At 71.5% G+C, this 19,163-nt stretch carries 14 protein-coding genes and 1 rRNA gene (1 of these 15 cut by a window edge); 13 read left to right on the forward strand and 2 right to left on the reverse strand.

What is annotated here, in order from left to right; translation table 11 throughout:
• Positions 1-640: 640 nt before the first annotated feature.
• The 3 genes from R2B67_RS22625 (at position 641) to R2B67_RS22635 (ending at position 6,794) form a co-directional block, all read left to right on the forward strand.
• Entirely contained in the window at positions 641-904 is a 264-nt protein-coding gene (locus tag R2B67_RS22625; RefSeq protein WP_014046372.1) for a WhiB family transcriptional regulator, read from the forward strand.
• 431 nt (positions 905-1,335) lie between these two features.
• Positions 1,336-5,250 carry a glycosyltransferase family 2 protein gene (locus tag R2B67_RS22630; RefSeq protein ID WP_317820615.1) on the forward strand — a complete coding sequence of 1,305 codons (3,915 nt, stop codon included), beginning with the start codon at positions 1,336-1,338 and terminating at the stop codon, positions 5,248-5,250.
• Entirely contained in the window at positions 5,247-6,794 is a 1,548-nt protein-coding gene (locus R2B67_RS22635) for a DUF5719 family protein (protein ID WP_317820616.1), read from the forward strand. Before R2B67_RS22630 ends, R2B67_RS22635 begins: the two co-directional genes overlap by 4 nt.
• Positions 6,795-6,834: 40 nt before the next feature.
• On the opposite strand, the gene R2B67_RS22640 is transcribed toward R2B67_RS22635, so the two are convergent.
• A complete protein-coding gene (locus R2B67_RS22640; protein ID WP_026242119.1) occupies positions 6,835-7,194 on the reverse strand; it encodes a metallopeptidase family protein in 360 nt (119 codons plus the stop codon).
• A 477-nt stretch (positions 7,195-7,671) separates the two neighbouring features.
• Here R2B67_RS22640 and R2B67_RS22645 point away from each other — a divergent pair, with 477 nt between their 5' ends.
• The 8 genes from R2B67_RS22645 (at position 7,672) to R2B67_RS22680 (ending at position 16,190) form a co-directional block, all read left to right on the forward strand.
• Positions 7,672-8,049 carry a DUF3499 domain-containing protein gene (locus R2B67_RS22645; RefSeq protein WP_018515539.1) on the forward strand — a complete coding sequence of 126 codons (378 nt, stop codon included), beginning with the start codon at positions 7,672-7,674 and terminating at the stop codon, positions 8,047-8,049.
• A 67-nt stretch (positions 8,050-8,116) separates the two neighbouring features.
• A complete protein-coding gene (locus R2B67_RS22650; RefSeq protein ID WP_317820618.1) occupies positions 8,117-9,484 on the forward strand; it encodes a phosphomannomutase/phosphoglucomutase in 1,368 nt (455 codons plus the stop codon).
• Between the two features lie 300 nt (positions 9,485-9,784).
• Positions 9,785-9,967 carry a Trm112 family protein gene (locus tag R2B67_RS22655; protein WP_015608932.1) on the forward strand — a complete coding sequence of 61 codons (183 nt, stop codon included), beginning with the start codon at positions 9,785-9,787 and terminating at the stop codon, positions 9,965-9,967.
• Between the two features lie 163 nt (positions 9,968-10,130).
• Positions 10,131-11,264 carry an SIS domain-containing protein gene (locus tag R2B67_RS22660; RefSeq protein ID WP_317820620.1) on the forward strand — a complete coding sequence of 378 codons (1,134 nt, stop codon included), beginning with the start codon at positions 10,131-10,133 and terminating at the stop codon, positions 11,262-11,264.
• A gap of 107 nt (positions 11,265-11,371) precedes the next feature.
• Complete coding sequence (manA, locus tag R2B67_RS22665; protein ID WP_317824936.1) at positions 11,372-12,583, forward strand: mannose-6-phosphate isomerase, class I; 1,212 nt, start codon at positions 11,372-11,374, stop codon at positions 12,581-12,583.
• Between the two features lie 88 nt (positions 12,584-12,671).
• Positions 12,672-13,670, forward strand: a complete 999-nt coding sequence (locus R2B67_RS22670) for a cation diffusion facilitator family transporter (RefSeq protein ID WP_317820622.1) — start codon at positions 12,672-12,674, stop codon at positions 13,668-13,670.
• 274 nt (positions 13,671-13,944) lie between these two features.
• On the forward strand, positions 13,945-15,402 hold the full coding sequence (gene ahcY, locus R2B67_RS22675) for an adenosylhomocysteinase (protein WP_018515534.1): 1,458 nt from the start codon (positions 13,945-13,947) through the stop codon (positions 15,400-15,402).
• Positions 15,403-15,560: 158 nt separating this feature from the next.
• Positions 15,561-16,190 carry a hypothetical protein gene (locus R2B67_RS22680; protein WP_317820625.1) on the forward strand — a complete coding sequence of 210 codons (630 nt, stop codon included), beginning with the start codon at positions 15,561-15,563 and terminating at the stop codon, positions 16,188-16,190.
• Here the strand turns inward: R2B67_RS22680 and R2B67_RS22685 are convergent.
• Complete coding sequence (locus R2B67_RS22685; protein WP_317820626.1) at positions 16,187-17,161, reverse strand: RDD family protein; 975 nt, start codon at positions 17,159-17,161, stop codon at positions 16,187-16,189. The genes R2B67_RS22680 and R2B67_RS22685 overlap by 4 nt on opposite strands.
• 119 nt (positions 17,162-17,280) lie before the next feature.
• On the opposite strand from R2B67_RS22685, the gene R2B67_RS22690 reads away from it, so the two are divergent.
• Positions 17,281-18,288, forward strand: a complete 1,008-nt coding sequence (locus R2B67_RS22690; RefSeq protein WP_317820627.1) for a stage II sporulation protein M — start codon at positions 17,281-17,283, stop codon at positions 18,286-18,288.
• A 725-nt stretch (positions 18,289-19,013) separates the two neighbouring features.
• Positions 19,014-19,163: ribosomal RNA gene (locus R2B67_RS22695) — 16S ribosomal RNA — on the forward strand (it continues 1,376 nt past the right edge of the window).

Here is a 19,163-nt window from a genome sequence, read left to right on the forward strand (position 1 = left end):
GGTGTCGGCGGCCGCGGAGATGAAGAGAGCCACGGGGAAGCCGGAAAAGCTGGGGGAGGGCTGGATCAGAGCTGGAGCACTACGGCATCAACAGCTGTGACAGCTGGAACAGCAACAGCGAGCCTGGACAGCGCTACGGAACCCACGGACGTGGGTGACGTGCATCGCTGCGATCGCTGACATGAGATCAAGGAGACCGGCTCAATCGCTCTCTGTCAACCCGCCGCCCGATATGGGGGCAATGTTTCACCCCTTCCGGTTGTCGCGCGAGCAGAAAGGTTTGCTCACCGCCAAGCGCGGAGACATGGCGCATCACCCGTGCCTCTAAACGTGGCTGAGGGGCTGTGACCTGACTGTGATCTTGATCGCTACAGTGATCGAATCGCAACGTAAGGGCACCCTTGATCGTCTTGACCGTGGGAAGGCGTGATGGAGTGACGCCTGTGGCATATGTCAGGTTTTTGGTGATTTGAACACTTTGCGCATACGCTTGGTTCCGCAGAGTGAATCCCTGGGCCAATAGCAGATCCTCGCTTGACTGCCTCGGAGATACACACTTGTAATTTCACTCGTGTCGTTCGGCCGTGACCAGTCAGTAACGGCCGCATCACGGGACGCAAGAGACAGACGAGGGGCGCACATGACCGAGCTGTTCCAGCAACTGCTGGTCGAGGACGCGGACGAGGAACTCGGCTGGCAGGAGCGCGCACTGTGCGCCCAGACCGATCCCGAGTCCTTCTTTCCCGAAAAGGGCGGATCCACCCGCGAGGCCAAGAAGGTCTGTCTCGCCTGTGAGGTGCGGTCGGAGTGCCTTGAGTACGCGCTGGCCAACGACGAACGCTTCGGCATCTGGGGCGGGCTTTCCGAACGTGAACGACGGCGCCTCAAGAAGGCAGCGATCTAAGCGCCCCGAGCAGGCAGCGATCCGGACGCCTTAAGAAGGCAGCGATTCCAGGCGCCTCAGCAGGCAGCGATCCAGACGCCTGAAGAAGGCAGCGATCCCAGCGCCCCTCCCGGCCCCGGCCCCGGCAGCCCTTTCCCGAGCAGGGCTCCTCAAGGACCACGCCCCGACGGCCCGCCGCCCACCACTCCCTCCCCGGGGAGCGGGCGACGGGCCGTCGGCATGTCCGCACCCCTCGCACACCAGAGGCGTTCATCAGCCCCGGCACCAGCCCAGCGCCGGCCCCAGCACCCGCTCCGGGCCACCCCCGCGGATCCGTACCGTTAGTGTGGGGCCCCGTCCGAGATGCGCCAACGCCCCGCCGGGGCGCGCGTGTACACCGATGCAGCCCCCGGGGATACGCCCCCGGACCCGGCCGGAGGGCCCGTACCTCGATGTCCGTGCACAGCCACTCGGCGGCGCCGAACGCGGCCGCCGCCGCCCCAGAGTTCCCCCGGCACGTCGTCACCGCCGTGCTCGTCTCCCACGACGGCGCCCGCTGGCTGCCCGACGTGCTGGCCGGGCTGCTCGGGCAGGAACGCCCCGTACAGAACGTCGTCGCCGCCGACACCGGCAGCGCCGACGACTCCGCCCGGCTGGTCACGGAGGCGCTCGGCGGCGACCGCGTCCTGCACCTCGCCCGCCGTACGAGCTTCGGCACCGCCGTCGACGAGGCGGTCCGCACCGCCGGGGCGCTGACCCCCGACGACCTGCCCTACCTCAAGCGCCCCGGCGGCTGGGACCCGGTCACCCGGTCCTGGACCGACGAGAACTACGACCTGCCGGAGCTGCCGCACGGCGAACCCGTCCAGTGGCTCTGGCTGCTCCACGACGACTGCGCCCCCGAGCCCGACGCGCTCGCCGAGATGCTGCGCGTCGTCGACACCGACAAGTACGCCACCATCGTCGGGCCCAAGCTGCGCGGCTGGTACGACCGCAAGCAGCTCCTCGAAGTCGGCGTCTCCATCGCCAACAGCGGCCGCCGCTGGACCGGCCTGGACCGCCGCGAGCAGGACCAGGGCCAGCACGACCAGGTCCGCACCGTCCTCTCCGTATCCTCCGCCGGCATGCTCATCCGCCGCGACGTCTACGAGGAGCTCGGCGGCTTCGACCGCAACCTCCCGCTGATGCGCGACGACGTCGACCTGTGCTGGCGCGCCCACCTCGCCGGCCACCGGGTCCTGGTCGCCCCGGACGCCGTCCTGCGCCACGCCGAGGCCTCCGCCCGCGAGCGCCGCCCCATCGACTGCGCCGGCCGTTCGGTCGTCGGCCCGCACCGCGTCGACAAGGCGGGCGCGGCCTACACGATGCTCGTCAACGCGCGCGGCAAGGCCCTCCCCTGGGTCCTGCTCCGGCTCGTCGTCGGCACCCTCCTGCGTACCCTCGCCTACCTCGTCGGCAAGGTCCCGGGGCAGGCACTCGACGAGGTCACCGGCCTCCTCGGCACCCTCCTGCGGCCCGGCCGCATCCTCGCCGCCCGCCGCGACCGAGGAAAGGGCGTGGTCGACGCGGCCGAACTGCGCGCGCTCTTCCCGCCGCCCGGCGCCACCGTCCGCGCCACCGTCGAACAGGTCGCGGGCAACTTCGGCAACAAGGGCGAGGCCGAGTCGAGCGGTTCGCGCCACGGAGCCGTCGAGTCCGGCCCCGGCGGCGACGACGCGGACTTCCTGGAGGTCGACCAGTTCGCGCGGCTCAAGAGAATCGGCCGCAAGCCCGGCCCGGTCCTCTTCGCCCTCCTCCTCGTGGTCTCCCTCATCGCCTGCCGCAACCTCCTCACCGGCGGCTCCCTCGCGGGCGGCGCCCTGCTGCCCGCCCCCGCGGAGGCCGGCGAGCTCTGGGGACGGTACGCGGACGCCTGGCACACCATCTCCACCGGCTCCACCGAGACCGCCCCGCCCTACCTCGCGCTCCTCGCCGCCCTGTCGGCCCTCTTCCTCGGCTCCACCGGCTTCGCCGTCGCCGCGATCCTGGTCTGCTCGGTCCCGCTGGCCGGGCTCACCGCGTACTTCGCCTCCCGGCCGCTGCTCCCCTCGCGGCTGCTGCGGGCCTGGGCGAGCGTCGCGTACGCTTTCCTGCCCGCCGCGACCGGCGCCCTGGCCACCGGCCGCCTCGGCACCGCCGTCCTGCTCGTGCTGCTCCCGCTGATCGCCCGCGCGGCCGTCGCCGCCCACGGGTTCCGCGACGGCACCGACCCGGACGCGCCGCGCGGCAGCTGGCGCGCGACCTGGGCGTACGCCCTGCTCCTCACGGTCACGACCGCGTTCACCCCGGTCGTCTGGCCGCTCGCCGTGGTCCTCGGCCTCGGCGTGCTGGCGCTGCGCCGCCGTGACATCACGGCGTACGGGCTCCGCTTCCTCGCCGCCGTCGGCACCCCGATCCTGGCGCTGGCCCCCTGGTCGCTCACGCTCCTCACCGACCCGTCCGCGTTCCTGCGCGAAGCGGGCCTGGACATCGGTACGGGGACGGCTTCGGCGCTCGACCTGCTCGGGGTCAGCCCCGGCGGCCCCAAGGCGGCCGGCGGCATCCTGCTGCTCGGCATCGTGCTGGCGGCGCTCGCCGCCCTGCTCCGCGGCGAGCGGCAGTTCGCCGTCCGGGCGGCCTGGGCCACCGCCCTCACCGGCCTGCTCTTCGCGGCGCTCGCCAACGGCTCCACCTGGGCCGGACCCGCCACCCTCGTCTACGGCGCCGCCCTGATCGCCGCCGCACTCGTCGGCGCGGACGGCGCCCGGGTCCGGGTCGCCGAGCAGAGCTTCGGCTGGCGCCAGCCCGTCGCCGCCCTGATCGCCCTGGCCGCCGGGCTCGCCCCGGCGCTCGCCGCCTTCGGCTGGATGATCGGCGGCGCCGACGGCCCGCTGGAGCGCCGCGACCCCGTCCAGGTGCCCGCGTTCGTGGCCGAGGAGAGCTCGACCCAGGACCAGGCGCGCACCCTGGTCCTCGGTGGCACCTCGCCCGGGTCCGTCTCGTACAGCCTGGTCCGCGGCTCCGGCGCGCGCCTCGGCGACGGCGAGCTGACCGAGGCGGCGGGCTCCAACAGCCACCTCGACAAGGTCGTCGCCAACCTGGTCGCGGGGTCCGGCGCCGACCAGGGCGGCCAGCTCGGCAACTTCGCCGTCCGTTACGTCCTCGTACGCGACGGAGCACCGCGCCAGATGAGCCGCGTCCTCGACACGACCCCCGGCCTCAGCCGCCTCAGCCAGCTCGACGGCAGCGCCCTGTGGCGGGTGGACCGGCAGGTCGCCCGGGTGATGGTGGTCCCGGCCGGCGGTGAGGGCGAGCGCCTTCCGGTCGGCTCCGGGCCCGTCGAGGCGCACTCCGAGATCCCGGCGGGCGACGAGGGCCGCATCCTGCGGATCGCCGACGAGGCCGCACCCGGCTGGCAGGCCACGGTCGACGGCAAGCCGCTGACCCGGGTGACCGTCGACGGCTGGGCCCAGGGCTTCGAACTGCCCGCGGGCGGCGGCCGCCTGGACCTCACGTACGACGCCCCGTTCACGCACACCGTCTGGCTCTGGGCGCAGGGCGCGCTCGCCGTGGTCCTGGTGGTCATGGCCTTGCCGGGCCGCCGCCGGGAGATCGACGACGACCTGCCCGAGGAGGCGCTCGCGGTCGCCGCGGCCGACGCGGACGGCGACGGCCGCCGGGCCCGCAGGCTCCGCGCGGCGGCGGAGGCGGAAGCCGCCGCGGCCGAGGCGGCAGGGACGGCCGGTGCGGCCGGGGACGGCTATCCGGCGGACGGCTCGGGCGAGATCCCGCTCCCGCAGCCCTCGGCACCCGTGGAGGCAGCCGGTGCGGGGGAGTACATCCCCGACCAGCAGAGCGGTGGCTACGACCAGCAGGACACCACCAGCGGCTACGCGGTGCTCCCGCAGCAGAGTTACGGGGAGTGGGACGGCGGTCAGTACCAGGGCGCCGACCAGCAGGCCGCCACCTCCTACCAGCAGGGCGACTACGTCGCGTACCAGCAGGACCCGTACACCCAGCAGGACACCGGCTACCCCGCCGGCTCCGGCTACCAGGACCCGTACGGACAGCAGCAACAGCAACAGCAACAACAGCCGCAGCAGCAGTACGGCGGCGACCAGGACGACGGCAGCGGCCAGTACGGCAGCTCCGATCAGCAGGGCGGCGCCCCTCAGTACGACGGGTACGCCCCGTACGACCAGTACGGGCAGTACACCGGGGAGCAGCCCCCGTACGCCGATCCCACCGCCCAGCACCCCGCCGAGAACGCCCAGCACGGCGAGAACCCCGACACCCCGGGCCAGGCCCCCTGGCAGACCCGTAACGCATCGCGAGGCGAGTCCGAGTGAAGTCCACCCACCTGTCCCTCATCGCGGGCACCGTCGCCCTGGCCGCCATCACCGGCTTCGCCTCGCTCAACGCGTCCGAGGCCCCGGCCGCCGAGGAGACCGCGACCGCCTCCTCGCTGCCGGTCGAACGCTCCAGCCTGGTCTGCCCGGCGCCCAGCACCTCCGACCTGGCGGAGACGAGCTACACCTCGTTCACCCCGCCCGGCAAGGGCGACGGAGGCGGCACGAAGGACGACACCGCCGAGCTGAAGCCGGCCCTGCCGGTCCTCGACGACGAGGCCGAGACCGACCCCAAGAAGGTCAAGAAGGCCGAGGAGGCGGCGAAGAAGGCACGGGCGAAGGCCGACAAGCCGGTCCTCGCCGTGAAGGAACCCGGAAAGCCGGTCCTCGCCGAGGCGAACGGCTCCGACGCCCCGGCCCTCGTCGGCACGGCCACCGGCACGCTCGCCCCCGGCTGGGCCGCCCAGCAGACCACCACGGTCACCGCGGGCGGCGCCCGGGGCGTCCTCGGGGTCAGCTGCACCGCCCCGGACACCGACTTCTGGTTCCCCGGCGCGAGCACCGCGCGCTCCCGCCAGGACTACCTTCACCTCACGAACCCCGACGCCGGCGCGGCCGTGGCCGACATCCAGCTCTTCGGCGCCAAGGGCGCGGTCACCTCCGAGGTCGGCGACGGCATCACCGTGCCCGGCCGCTCCAGCGTCGCGCTCCTGCTCTCCACCCTCACCGACGAGTCCGTCAACGACATGACGGCCCACGTCACCACCCGCTCCGGCCGGGTCGGAGCGGTCCTCCTGACCGCCGACGACGGCTCGGGCACCGACTGGCTCACGGCGGCGGCGGACCCCTCCGGCACGCTGGTGATGCCCGGCATCCCGGCCGACGCCACCTCCGTACAGCTGGTGGCCTTCGCGCCCGGCGAGAGCGACGCGGATGTGAAGGTCCAGCTGATGGGGAAGAACACGACGTTCGCCCCGGCGGGGAACGACACCCTCCACATCAAGTCCGGGATGACCGCGACGGTCGACCTGAAGGACATCACCCGCGGCGAACCGGGCTCCCTGCGCCTCACCCCCGTGGAGAAGAACCGGGCGACCCCGATCGTCGCCGCCCTCCAAGTGGTCCGGGGCACCGGCGCCAAGCAGGAGTACGCCTACATCCCGGCCACCCGGCCGGTGGGTGACCGGGCGAGCGTCACCGACAACCGGGCCAAGGGCTCCACGCTCTCCCTCGCCGCACCGGGCGCGGACGCCAAGGTGAAGGTCACCACGTCGGCGGGGAGCGGGGGAGGCGAAGCGGCGGTCGAGACGTACACGGTCAAGGCCGGTACGACGATGGCCGTCACCCCGAAGCCCCCGGCCGGGTTCAAGGGCACGTACGCGCTGACCGTCGAGACGGTGTCGGGCGGCCCGGTCCACGCGTCACGGGCACTGGTCGTCCCGGAGGGCGGCGTCCAGATGTTCACGGTGCAGACGCTGCCGGACGACGGCGGCACGGTGGTGGTGCCGTCGGCACGGCAGGACCTGTCGGTCCTGGACGACTGAGGGGTACGGTTCCGCGGCGCGGGCGCGGGCAGGGACGGGCTCAGTCCTGCCCGTACCGCGGATCGACCGACTCCGGGGCCAGCCCCAGCAGCTCGGCGACCTGCTCGACGACGACCTCGTGGACCAGCAGGGAGCGCTCGTCGCGGCTCTTGGTGCGGATCTCGATGGGCCGCCGGTAGACGACGATCTGCGCGGGCCGTCCCTTGGCCGCCGATACGGCGCTGCCGAGCGGAACGCTGTCCTCCAGATCGCTGGGCACGTCCAGGACGACGAAGTCGACCTCGGCCAGCTGGGGCCAGCGCCGCTCCAGCCGCTCCACCGAGTCCTGGACCAGATCCCGGAAGACCTCGCCCCGGCTGGCCGACAGCGGCACCTGGGGCGGCGCGACCGGCCCCCGCATACCGCGGCCATGACGGTCGCGGCGCCGGGGCCGCGGCTCGAACGAGTGGGGGGAAGGTACGGAGCTGTCCATCACCGACGCAGCGTAACGCTCCCCAGGACGGCCCGAACGTGCCGAGGACACGGCGCCGCGACCGTTTCCCCGGCCGCCCCGCTGACCGTCTCCCCTCGGCCGCCGGCTGGCCGGAACATCCCGGCCGGGGGCCCCGATGTGGACCTTCTGTCCACAGTTGAACATTCAGGCCAAGGTTGAGCCTTTTTCAGGCCCCAGATCCGATCATCGACGGCGAGCGGAACGCTGCCATCCGCCCCGGCGCGCACCCTCCGCACCACCCGTCCCGCACCACGCCCCCGCCGCGACGCAGGTCAGGAGGGCCGCGGGAGGCGGGGGTGTGTCGAGGACCACAGGGCGACACGGTGGGGTGAGCCGGGGGAGAGTCGTCGCAGCCCGCTCAAGAGTGCGGTACCGTCCAACATCGTGAGCCCTGTACGTCGCTGTTCGCGCACCGCGTGCGGCCGCCCTGCCGTCGCGACACTGACGTACGTCTATGCCGACTCGACTGCGGTCCTCGGCCCGCTCGCCACCTACGCCGAGCCCCACTGCTATGACCTCTGTGCCGAGCACAGTGAGCGGCTGACCGCGCCACGCGGCTGGGAGGTGGTGCGCCTCTCCGACGGCTCCGCCCCCGCGCACCCCAGCGGTGACGACCTCGAAGCCCTGGCCAACGCGGTACGGGAAGCGGCCCGGCCGCACGACCGCGGGCCGGACGGCGGGGCCCGGGGCCCGCGCTCCGCGGACCCGGTGGAAGTGGCCCGCCGAGGCCACCTGAGGGTGCTGCGCTCGCCCGACTCCTGAGGCCACCTCCTGAGGCATGACCCGGCCGGGTAGTTTGGGCTCTCCGTAAACACCAGGAGGACCGGCCGTGGTCGCTGATCTGTCGCAGCTCGTCAAGGCGTACGACGTACGTGGAGTGGTGCCCGACCAGTGGGACGAGTCGCTGGCCGAACTGTTCGGAGCGGCGTTCGTCCAGGTCACGGAAGCCGACGCGATCGTGATCGGCCACGACATGCGCCCCACCTCCCCGGCCCTGTCCGGCGCCTTCGCCCGGGGCGCGGCGGCCCGGGGAGCGGACGTCACGCTCATCGGCCTCTGCTCGACGGACCAGCTGTACTACGCGTCGGGGGCGCTGGACCTCCCGGGCGCGATGTTCACGGCCTCGCACAACCCCGCGCAGTACAACGGCATCAAGATGTGCCGGGCGGGAGCCGCCCCGGTGGGCCAGGACACGGGCCTGAGGGAGATCCGCACCCTCGTGGAACAGTGGTCGGAAGGCGCCCCACAGCCCCCCGCGTCCCCCACCCCCGGCACGATCAGGGAACGCGACACCCTCACCGACTACGCGGCCCACCTCCTGGCCCTGGTCGACCTCAAGGCGATCCGCCCCCTGAAGGTCGTGGTCGACGCGGGCAACGGCATGGGAGGCCACACGGTCCCCACGGTCTTCGCGGGCCTGCCGCTCAACCTCGTCCCCCTCTACTTCGACCTGGACGGCACGTTCCCGAACCACGAGGCCAACCCCCTCGACCCGAAGAACATCGTCGACCTCCAGGCCCGCGTCCTCGCCGAGGGCGCCGACCTCGGCCTCGCCTTCGACGGCGACGCGGACCGCTGCTTCGTCGTCGACGAGCGGGGCGCCGGAGTCTCCCCCTCCGCGATCACGGCCCTGGTCGCCGCCCGCGAACTGGCCCGCAACGGCGGCAAGGGCACGGTCATCCACAACCTGATCACCTCCTGGTCGGTCCCCGAGGTGGTCCGCGAGAACGGCGGCACCCCGGTCCGCACCCGGGTGGGCCACTCCTTCATCAAGACGGAGATGGCCGAGCACGGCGCGATCTTCGGCGGCGAACACTCGGCGCACTACTACTTCCGCGACTTCTGGAACGCCGACACGGGCATGCTGGCGGCCCTCCACGTCCTGGCCGCCCTGGGAGGCCAGCCCGGCCCCCTCTCGGAACTCGTCGCCGCCTACGACCGCTACGCAGGCTCCGGCGAGATCAACTCCACAGTCGCCGACCAGGTGGCCAGCCTGACCGCGATCAGGTCCGCCTACAGCACGCGCGACGACATCACGTTCGACGACCTGGACGGCCTGACGGTCACATCCACGGACTGGTGGTTCAACCTCCGAGCCTCGAACACGGAACCCCTGCTGCGCCTGAACGTGGAGGCGAGGGACGAGCGGACGATGACGGCGGTACGGGACGAGGTCCTGGCCTTGATCCGCACCTGAGACCCGAGCATTTCAGCCTCTCCGGCGTTCCCTCCCAGCCCCTCCGGCGTTTGAGGAGCGGGGTCCGGGGCGGAGCCCCGAAACCCAGCCCGTCCGGCGCTTGAGGACAAAGGGGGGCCCGGGGCGGAGCCCCGGTTTCGGGAAGGGGCGGGTAGGGGAACAGCCCGCCGCAGGCGCCCCACCGCCCCATCCCCCGCCCCCCCACCCCCGGCCGAACCGCGCCCCCGTCCCCCCAGCGGTAGGCTGACGACGCCTGATCCACGTGAATCAGAAATCGCACCGCTCGAAGGGACCCACCCCATGCCGCTCGAAGCCGGCCTCCTGGAGATCCTGGCCTGCCCGGCCTGCCACTCCCCGCTCGACGACCGCACCGCGGCCGACAGCCCGGAGCTGGTCTGCACCGGCGCCGACTGCGGCCTGGCCTACCCGGTCCGGGACGGCATCCCGGTCCTGCTCGTCGACGAGGCGCGCCGCCCCGCCTGACCAGCGAGCGAAGCGCGTACGGGAACCCGCGCGGCACGCCGGCCCGGACGGCCAGGGGCGCACCCCGAACAGGACCCCGCCCCCACCCCCGTACCCCCGGCACCCCGCCACCGCCCCCGCACCCGCATCCCGCACCCCACCCGGTGATCGGAGGCCCACCGCCATGCTCGACGAGTCCTTGCTCGACTCCCCGGAAGCCCTGGCCAGGGCCGACCGCCGCGACCTGCTCCGCGGCGCCGCCGAGGCAGGCGCCCGGGTCCGCACCGCCGCCCGGCACGCCGCCGAGGCCGGCATCGGCGGCCTGAACCCCGAGGGCCGCCCCCGCGCCGTCCTCGTCGCCGGCCCCGGCACCGCCGCATCCGGCGTCGCCGACCTGATCGGCTCACTGGCGGGCGCGGCCGCCCCCGTGACCCGGATCCACCCCACGGGCGTCGCCCCCGCCCCCGGCGCCCTGCGCTGGGCCCTGCCCGGCTGGGCCGGCTCCGTGGACATCCTCCTCATCGCGACCGCCGACGGCTCGGAGCCCGGCCTCGCCCTCCTCGCCGAGCAGGCGTACCGCCGCGGCTGCACCGTGGTCGCCGTCGCCCCCACCCGCTCCCCGCTGCGGGAAGCGGTGGACGGCGTGCACGGTCTGGTCGTCCCGATGGCGGCCGCCCCGCACGGCGAGTACGACGCGGAGACCTCGGCCGCCGGCCCCGGCACCCTGTGGGCGCTGCTCACCCCACTGCTCGCGCTCCTCGACCGGGTCGGTCTGGTCACCGCGACCCCCGAGGACCTGCAGAAGGTGGCCGACCGCCTGGACCGCACCGCGGAACGCTGCGGCCCGGCCATCGCCACGTACAGCAACCCGGCCAAGACGCTCGCCGCCGAGCTGGCCGACAGCCTGCCGCTGCTGTGGACGGAGGGCGAGGCGGCGGGCCCGGTAGGCCGCCGCTTCGCCGCCGTACTGTCCGAGCTCGCGGGCCGCCCCGCCCTCGCCGCACAACTCCCGGAGGCGCTGCCCTCGCACGGCACCCTGCTCGCGGGGGACTTCGCGGCCGGCGCGGACCCGGACGACTTCTTCCGGGACCGGGTGGAGGAGGGAGAGACCCTCAGAGCCAGGGTCGTCCTGCTGCGGGACCGCCCGACGGGCGGCCTGAGCGCCTACCCGGCGGCAAGGGAACTGGCCCTCGGCCACGACACCCCGATCAGCGAACTGGAACCGGACGAGGGCAGCGAACTGGAGACCCTGGCCGAACTGCTCGCGATCACGGACTTCGCAGCGGTGTACCTCTCGCTGGCCTCAACCCCCACCTGACAAAGGCGCACCCCTGCATGGCGCGCCCCACCACCGCACGACGACGCCCCAAGCCACACCCGCCGCTCACCGCTCACCGCGCACCGCACGACCCCGAGGACGACTCCATGGACCGGCTGTCCAACACCGTGCGCCCCTACGCCTGGGGCTCGACCACGGCCATCCCCGCCCTGCTCGGCACCGCCCCCACCGGCGAACCGCAGGCCGAGATGTGGATGGGCGCCCACCCAGGAGCCCCCTCCCGCATAGCCCGCCCCAACAGCACCGCGCCCACCACAGCCACCATCGCGGCGGAACGCCCCCTCACCGAGGTCATCGCCGCCGACCCCGAAGGCGAACTCGGCGCGGCCACCGTCGCCAGGTTCGGCCCCCGCCTCCCCTTCCTCCTCAAGCTGCTCGCGGCCGGCTCCCCCCTCTCCCTCCAGGTCCACCCCGACCTGGACCAGGCCCGCAAGGGCTACGCGGACGAGGAGGCCCGGGGCATCCCGATCGACGCCCCCCACCGCACGTACAAGGACGCGAACCACAAGCCCGAACTCATCTGCGCCCTCACCCCCTTCGACGGCCTCTGCGGCTTCCGCAGGCCCACCGAGGCGGCCGACGCCATGGAGGCCCTCGGCGTCGACTCCCTGAAGCCGTACGTCGACCTCCTGCGCGCCCACCCCGAGGAGGCCGCCCTCCGCGAGGTGCTCACGGCGATCCTCGGCGCCGACCCGGCGGAGATGGCCGACACGGTCGCCGAGGCGGCGGCCGCCTGCGAACGCCTCGGCGGCGCCCACGCCCCGTACGCCCGCATCGCCCACAACTACCCCGGCGACCCCGGCATCCTCGCGGCGATGCTGCTGAACTACGTCCAACTCCAGCCCGGCGAGGCCCTGTTCCTGGGCGCCGGCGTCCCGCACGCCTACCTCGACGGCCTCGGCGTCGAGATCATGGCCAACTCGGACAACGTGCTGCGCTGCGGCCTCACCCCCAAGCACATCGACGTCCCCGAACTCCTGCGCATCGTCCGCTTCGAGGCCACTGAACCCGGCGTGCTGCGCCCCGAGGCGTCACCCTCCGGCGAGGAGCGGTACGAGACACCCGTCGACGAGTTCGCCCTGTCCCGCTACACCCTCGCGTCCGGGGCCTCGCCTGCCGGACTGACCGCCCCCACCCCCCAGATCCTCCTTTGCACGGCGGGGACCGTCCGGGTGGGCGAACTCGACCTGACCCCCGGGCAGTCCGTCTACGTACCGGCCGCCGAGGCGGTGGAAGCCACAGGATCGGGCACACTCTTCCGTGCCACGGTGGCGGCCGGAACGGTCCGAGCGGCCTGAAACCACATCCCTCCTCCGTGGCTGCAACAATGTGCCGCCGCAGCGCGGCACCACCTGCCGTACACCGAGGAAGGGACACCACGCACTCATGAGCGCGTCCGGCGGAACCAAGGCGATCGTGGCGGCACTGGTCGCCAACCTCTCGATCGCCGTGGCCAAATTCGTAGCGTTCCTCTTCAGTGGGTCCTCGTCGATGCTCGCGGAGAGCGTCCACTCGCTCGCCGACTCGGGCAATCAGGGCCTCCTGCTGCTCGGCGGCAAGAAGGCCAAACGCGAGGCCACTCCGCAACACCCGTTCGGCTACGGACGCGAGCGCTACATCTACGCGTTCCTCGTCTCCATCGTCCTCTTCTCCCTCGGCGGGATGTTCGCGCTCTACGAGGGCTACGAGAAGATCAAGCACCCCCACGAGATCACCGCCTGGTACTGGCCGGTCGGGGTTCTGGTCTTCGCGATCATCGCCGAGATCTTCTCCTTCCGTACGGCGATCAAGGAGTCCAACCAGACGCGCGGCGAGCGCTCCTGGACCGAGTTCGTCCGCCGCTCCAAGGCCCCTGAACTCCCGGTCGTCCTCCTGGAGGACCTCGGCGCCCTCGTCGGCCTGATCCTGGCTCTCGGCGGTGTCGGCCTCGCCCTCGCCACCGGCAACGGCGTCTGGGACGGCATCGGCACCGTCTGCATCGGCGTCCTGCTGGTCGTCATCGCGATCGTCCTCGCCGTCGAGACGAAGTCCCTCCTGCTCGGCGAGTCCGCCGGCCTGGAAGAGGTCGAGAAGATCAAGGTGGCCGTCGTCGACGGCGACACCGTCACCGGCATCATCCACATGCGCACCCTCCACCTCGGCCCCGAGGAGCTGCTGGTCGCCGCCAAGATCGCGGTCCAGCACGACGACACCGCCGTCGAGGTCGCCAACGCGATCAACGCCGCCGAGAACCGGATCCGCGAGGCCGTCCCGATCGCCCGGGTCATCTACCTGGAGCCGGACATCTACAACGCGGAAGCGGCAGCGGTCGGCACCAACCCGGGCAAGACCCCCGGCGGCCCGGTCCCGACGGATCCGGAGGCTCCGAAGGATCTCGGCCACTGACCCACCGCACATCGGCCCCGATCGGCCCGGTGACCCCTCACACACGCCCGTCTCCACGAACGGGCTGGGGGTCGCTGGGCCGTTCGGTGTAGATTCGGATACGGAACAGACGTCGCTGCTGATGGCGGTCGACCGGTCCGCGGACGCGAGCCGGGCGAGGGACAGAGGGCCTCCGACGGACTGCACTGCGAACGCGCTCGGGCATTCGTATGTCCGTCGCCGCAGAGTCAGCCCAGACAGCCCACCTCGACCCATCACGAGGAGCAGCCCCGTTATGACGACGGTCACCAACCGCCAGGACTTCAAGGTCGCCGACCTTTCTCTCGCCGCCTTCGGCCGCAAGGAGATCACCCTCGCCGAGCACGAGATGCCCGGCCTGATGTCGATCCGCAAGGAGTTCGCCGCCGCCCAGCCGCTGGCCGGCGCCCGGATCACCGGCTCGCTGCACATGACCGTGCAGACCGCCGTGCTCATCGAGACCCTCGTTGCCCTCGGCGCCGATGTCCGCTGGGCCTCCTGCAACATCTTCTCCACCCAGGACCACGCCGCCGCGGCCATCGCCGTCGGCCCGAACGGCACCCCGGAGGCCCCCGCGGGCGTCCCGGTCTTCGCCTGGAAGGGCGAGACGCTGGAGGAGTACTGGTGGTGCACGGAGCAGGCGCTGACCTGGCCGAACACCCCCACCGGCGGCCCGAACATGATCCTGGACGACGGTGGCGACGCCACCCTCCTCGTCCACAAGGGCGTCGAGTTCGAGAAGGCCGGCGCGGCCCCGGACCCGTCGACGGCGGACAGCGAGGAGTACGCCCACATCCTCACCCTGCTGAACCGCACCCTCGGTGAGGCCCCGCAGAAGTGGACCCAGCTGGCGTCCGAGATCCGCGGCGTGACGGAGGAGACCACCACCGGTGTCCACCGCCTCTACGAGATGCACCGCGACGGCACCCTCCTGTTCCCCGCGATCAATGTGAACGACGCGGTCACCAAGTCGAAGTTCGACAACAAGTACGGCTGCCGCCACTCCCTGATCGACGGCATCAACCGCGCCACCGACGTCCTGATCGGTGGCAAGACCGCCGTCGTCCTCGGCTACGGCGACGTGGGCAAGGGCTGCGCGGAGTCCCTCCGCGGCCAGGGCGCCCGCGTGATCGTCACGGAGATCGACCCGATCTGCGCGCTGCAGGCGGCGATGGACGGCTACCAGGTCGCCACCCTCGACGACGTGGTGGAGCAGGCCGACATCTTCATCACCACGACGGGCAACAAGGACATCATCATGGCCTCGGACATGGCCAAGATGAAGCACCAGGCCATCGTCGGGAACATCGGCCACTTCGACAACGAGATCGACATGGCCGGCCTGGCCGCCGTCGAGGGGATCGTCAAGGACGAGGTCAAGCCCCAGGTCCACACCTGGAAGTTCCCCGACGGCAAGGTCCTCATCGTGCTCTCCGAGGGCCGCCTGCTGAACCTCGGCAACGCGACCGGCCACCCGTCCTTCGTGATGTCGAACTCCTTCGCCGACCAGACCCTGGCGCAGATCGAGCTCTTCACGAAGCCCGCGGAGTACCCGACGGACGTCTACGTGCTGCCCAAGCACCTGGACGAGAAGGTCGCCCGACTCCACCTCGACGCCCTCGGCGTCAAGCTGACGACGCTCCGCCCAGAGCAGGCGGCGTACATCGGCGTCGAGGTCGACGGCCCGTACAAGCCCGACCACTACCGCTACTGATCCGCAGCACCGCGTACCACGCATCACGTAGCAAGCAGCAGCAGCGGCCGGTGGCCAGCAGCTGACGAGACAGGCCCCCGCACCCCCGTGTCGGGGGCTTGTCCCGTCAACGCCCCTGGTTACCGCCCCCGCACAGCCCGAGGAACCCGAAGGACCCCATGCCCCGCGGCAGGTATTCGCTCCACGATCTTCACGATCACACCCCCCTCGGCGAAGAACACTTCCACTGCGCCCCCGGCCCCTCCGGCTGGCGCTACGTCTCCCAGACCACGTCCCCCTCGGGCGACCACCTGGGCTCCGTCGACCTGGCCCTGGACGAACTGGGCCGGCCGATCCGTCTCGAACTCCACTCCGCGAGCTGGCAGGTACGGGGAGCCGCCCTGGAAGGCGTCACCTGGGTCCGTACCGACCCGACCGGCACCGACGCCACCGAAGGCAACGTCCGCGCCCACGCCTTCTCCGGAACCTCCCCCGCGTTCCTCATCGCTCTGACCCGACTTCTCCGCCTCACCCCCGATTCCCCCGAGACCCGCGTCCGCGTGGTCACCTTCACGGACCCGGTCCTCGCGCCGCGTACCGGCGACCAGTCCTGGGCTCTGGTGAACAGTGAAGCGCACGCCACTGACAACGGCCCTCTGATCGTGGACGAATACCAGGTCAGCGCCCTGGACACCGGTGAACGGCACACCGTCCACGTGGCCGGGGACGTCGTCCTCGCGGCCCCGGGCATCGAGCTGGAGCACCTGGAGACACCTCCGTCCCCGCCCCTCTCCCCGCCCGCCGGCTAACCGGGCGGAGCGAACCCCGCCGAGGACCCGCCCGCCCCCTTCTGCTCCTCCGCACCAGAACCAGCACCACCGGCAGACGCGCCGGACCCGCCGGGCGCAACAGCCCCGCCAGGCGCAGCAAATCCGACCGCCCCAGCAACCCCGCCCGCAGATCCCACGGTTGCGCCCGCAGCCTCCGGCGCCCCGCCCACAGGCACCGGTGCGGCCGAGGACGCGCCCCGCCCGCCCGCGAACACCCGCCGGGCATCACGCGCCTGCCGCTCATGAACCACCGCGGCCAGGAACGCCGCAGCCGGAATCCCCTGCGGGGGAGCGATCCCCGTCCGCGAAACAACCTCGTCGGCCAACCGCGCGGCCATCGACCGGCCGACGCCGGCATCCAGCTGGTGCATCCGCGTGAGGTACTGCCGTATCGCGAGCCAGAGTTCGTCCGGCACGGCCGACAGATCCAGTTGCGAGAACCGGCCGACCAGCCACGGCGGAGGCGGCGGCACAGCGACCGACCGCTTGGCCGTCACACGTTCCCGGATGACAAGAGTCCCCGCGAAGACATCACCGAGCCGGCGCCCGCGTGCCGAGACCAGCGACGCGATCGAGGCCACGACCCCGAACGTCATCAGGATCTCCACGGCCCCCATCGCCCCCCGCACGAGCGCGTGCCGGAACCGGATCGGCCCGCCGTCGTCCCGCACCACGCGCAGCCCGCAGGCCAGCTTCCCGAGGGAACGGCCGTGGCTCAGCGTCTCCACCGCGATCGGCCCCCCGATCAGCACCAGCAGGAACAAGGCGACCCCGATGGCCGCGACGGCGGCTTCGTCCAAGGTGACGGAGGCAATGCCCACGACAACCGAGACCAGGATGAAGACGCAGAAGACGACGGCCAGATCGATCGCCGCGGCCAGCGCCCGGCTCGGCAGCCTCGCTGGCCTCAGCTCCAGGACAACGGCGTCCCCGGTCACCAACTCGCTCATCGCGCCCCCACTCTTCCTGACCTTCGCTGCCCCGGCCGGCCCCAGTCTGCCAAGCTGACCCGCAGCGCGCCGCAGTAGTACGGCCCCGTACGCACCCATGCCTGGAGCAACAGCCGCCCATGGACCTCGACGTCTTCGTCACCGCCCACCGCACGGAGTGGGACCGCCTCGACCACCTCCTGCGCCGAGGGCGCCGTCTGACGGGCGCGGAGGCGGACGAGCTCGTCGTCCTCTACCAGCGCACGGCCACCCATCTCTCCCTGATCCGGTCGACCACACCCGACCCGCTGCTCACCACCCGCCTCACCCAGCTCGTGGCCCGCGCCAGAGCGACGGTCACGGGCACCCGCAAGGCCTCCTGGCGCGACGCGGCCCGCTTCCTCACCACGGGATTCCCGGCGGCGGTCTACCGCTCACGCCACTGGTGGGTCCCCACCGCCGTCCTGTCCACGCTAATGGCAGCCCTCCTGGGCTGGTGGATCGGTACGCACCCCGAGGTCCAGGCCGCGATAGCGGCCCCGGACGACCTCCGGGCCATGACCCGCCCCGGCGGGGAGTACGAGACCTACTACTCCAGCCACCCGGCGGCCTCGTTCGCCGCGCAGGTATGGACGAACAACGCCCAGGCCGCCGCGATGTGCCTGGTCCTGGGCGCGTTCCTCTGCCTACCGGTGATCTGGATCCTCTTCCTCAACATGCTCAACCTCGGAGTCGGCATCGGCCTGATGTCCTCCGCAGGCCGCCTGGACGTCTTCCTCGGCCTGGTCCTCCCGCACGGCCTCCTCGAACTGACCGCGGTGTTCGTGGCCGCCGGTACGGGACTCCGCCTCGGCTGGAGGGTGATCGACCCCGGCCCCCTCTCCCGCCGAACCGCCCTCGCCCAGCAGGGCCGCGCCGCACTGGGTATGGCGATCGGCCTGGCCTTGGTGCTGTTCGTCTCCGGCCTGATCGAAGGCTTCGTGACCCCATCAGGCCTGCCGACCTGGGCCCGGATCACCATCGGCATCGTCGCTGAGCTGGCCTTTCTCGCGTACGTCTACATCCTGGGCCGCCGCGCGGTACGAGCCGGCGACACTGGCGACCTCACAGCGGTCGAACGCAGCGCCGAGCTTCCCTCCGCCGCCTGAGCACCGGTGTGCGTTCGCCCCCGCTGAGCTGCTAGTCTCCTCTTCGCCCATAAAAACCGTTGACACGGGAGATGTGGGGGGGTAGATTTAAACGGTTGCCTCGAACTAGACAGGTTCGAGTGAAGCGCATAGTGTCTACTTCGCTCGCGGCGGTAAGTTCGCAAACACCCCGCAGAGCCACCGATTCCCTTTATTCGAATCACGGGCCGTTCATTCGGTCGACGCGCTTCTGATAAAGTCGGATCCGCCGAAAGGCAAGGCCACTCCACAGGCCACCGGAATTCAAATTCGGACCGGAAACGGAACGAAAAAGAGTCTGGTAAAGTTGGAACCGCCGGAAAGGGAAAACGCGAAAGCGAAGGACCTGGAAAGCGAAACTGTACGGCCCGCTTCGACCGGGAATCGGACACGAAAGAGTCTGATAGAGTCGGAAACGCAGGACAGCAAGACAAAGAAACATGAAGGGAAGCGCCCGGAGGGCCCCGGTGAAACGGGACCGAAGGAAGCGTCCGTTCCTTGAGAACTCAACAGCGTGCCAAAAGTCAACGCCAGATATGTTGATACCCCGGCCTGCACTTGGTGTAGGTTGGTGGTTCCTTTGAAAAGTCCTACTGGTTCACTTCGGTGACGGTAGGCGATACACAGCGAGGACGCTGTGAACAACGGGTCTTATTCCGACCGGTTGTTCCGCTCTCGTGATGTGTGCACCCGATTACGGGTAAACATTCACGGAGAGTTTGATCCTGGCTCAGGACGAACGCTGGCGGCGTGCTTAACACATGCAAGTCGAACGATGAAGCCTTTCGGGGTGAATTAGTGGCGAACGGGTGAGTAACACGTGGGCAATCTGCCCTTCACTCTGGGACAAGCCCTGG

The sequence above is a fragment of the Streptomyces cyaneofuscatus genome (assembly GCF_033109485.1).
GTDB lineage: Bacteria > Actinomycetota > Actinomycetes > Streptomycetales > Streptomycetaceae > Streptomyces > Streptomyces cyaneofuscatus.